Origin of the sequence: Pseudomonas tehranensis, from assembly GCF_014268615.1 — a bacterium.
In the GTDB taxonomy this organism is placed as follows: domain Bacteria; phylum Pseudomonadota; class Gammaproteobacteria; order Pseudomonadales; family Pseudomonadaceae; genus Aquipseudomonas; species Aquipseudomonas tehranensis.
Map to the genome: position 1 here is coordinate 1 of NZ_JABWQV010000443.1, position 1,610 is coordinate 1,610.

Genomic DNA, 1,610 nt, shown 5'->3' on the forward strand with positions numbered 1-1,610 from the left:
GCGGGAGCAAGCTCCCTCGCCACAAAAGCGCGTTCACACAGAGGTTGCGGTGCCAGGGACAGTACTTGCCGACCTCACTATAAAAAAGACAATCGGAGACACGCCATCATGGCTTTGGATTTAATCGTCGTTCTCATCTATGCCACCGGCATGATTGCCCTGGGTTGGTACGGCATGCGCCGCGCCAAGACCCGTGACGACTACCTGGTCGCCGGGCGCAACCTCGGCCCGGGCTTTTACCTGGGCACCATGGCCGCCACCGTTCTGGGTGGCGCCTCCACCATCGGCACGGTGCGGCTGGGCTACGTCCATGGGATTTCCGGGTTCTGGCTGTGCGGCGCCATCGGTCTGGGCATCGTCGGCCTGAGCCTGTTTCTTGCCAAACCGTTGCTCAAACTCAAGATCTACACCGTGACCCAAGTGCTGGAGCGCCGCTACAACCCGGCCGCGCGCCACGCCAGTGCGCTGATCATGCTGGTTTATGCGTTGATGATCGGCGCGACCTCGACCATCGCCATCGGCACGGTGATGCAGGTGTTGTTCGGCCTGCCCTTCTGGGTTTCGATCCTGGTGGGCGGCGGCGTGGTGGTGCTGTATTCCACCATCGGCGGCATGTGGTCGCTGACCCTCACCGACATCGTGCAGTTCTTGATCATGACCGTCGGCCTGGTGTTCCTGCTGATGCCGATGTCCATCAGCGATGCGGGCGGTTGGGGCGCGATGGTGGCGGCCTTGCCGGCCAGCTACTTCGATTTCACCGCGATTGGCTGGGACACCATCCTCACCTACTTCCTGATCTACTTCTTCGGCATCTTCATTGGCCAGGACATCTGGCAACGGGTATTCACTGCCCGCAGCGAAGGTGTGGCGAAGGTAGCTGGCACCGCCGCCGGCCTGTACTGCGTGCTGTACGGCCTGGCCGGGGCATTGATCGGCATGGCGGCCAAGGTATTGCTGCCGGATCTGGAAAACGTCAACAACGCCTTTGCCAGCGTCGTTCAGACCAGCCTGCCCAACGGCATTCGCGGGCTGGTGATCGCCGCGGCCCTGGCAGCCTTGATGTCCACCGCCGCGGCCGGCCTGCTGGCAGCCTCCACCACCGTGGTCCAGGACCTGCTCCCGCGTCTGCGCCAGGGTCGTGAAAGCGGCAATGGCGACGTTCATGAAAACCGCATCGCGACCCTGCTGCTGGGTGTGGTGGTGTTGGGCATTGCTTTGGTGGTGAGCGATGTGATCAGTGCCCTGACCCTGGCCTACAACCTGTTGGTGGGCGGCATGCTGATTCCGCTGATCGGTGCCATCTACTGGAAACGCGCAACCACCGCCGGCGCGATCACCAGCATGTCACTGGGCTTTCTCACTGCGCTGTTCTTCATGATCAAGGACGGCCTGGATGCCAACACGCCGATCTACTACAGCCTGAGCGTGGCGCTGGTGAGTTTTGTGCTGGTCAGTCTGTTGTCGCCACGGTCGAAGGTGATGGCCAAGGCGGTCTGAAAGCAGTTTTTCTTCGAGGGTGTGGCGTCGGTGGCCACACCTTTTTTTTGCCCTTTTGTATCGCTCAGTTCCGGACGATGAATACCCTGTGGGAGCGAGCCTGCTCGCGATGG

At 61.6% G+C, this 1,610-nt stretch carries 1 protein-coding gene; it reads left to right on the forward strand.

What is annotated here, in order from left to right; translation table 11 throughout:
- Window positions 1-108: 108 nt before the first annotated feature.
- Window positions 109-1,497 (forward strand): sodium:solute symporter family protein, encoded by a 1,389-nt coding sequence (locus HU811_RS26850; RefSeq protein WP_186659131.1) that lies wholly within the window; start codon window positions 109-111, stop codon window positions 1,495-1,497.
- The last annotated feature ends 113 nt before the right edge of the window (window positions 1,498-1,610 follow it).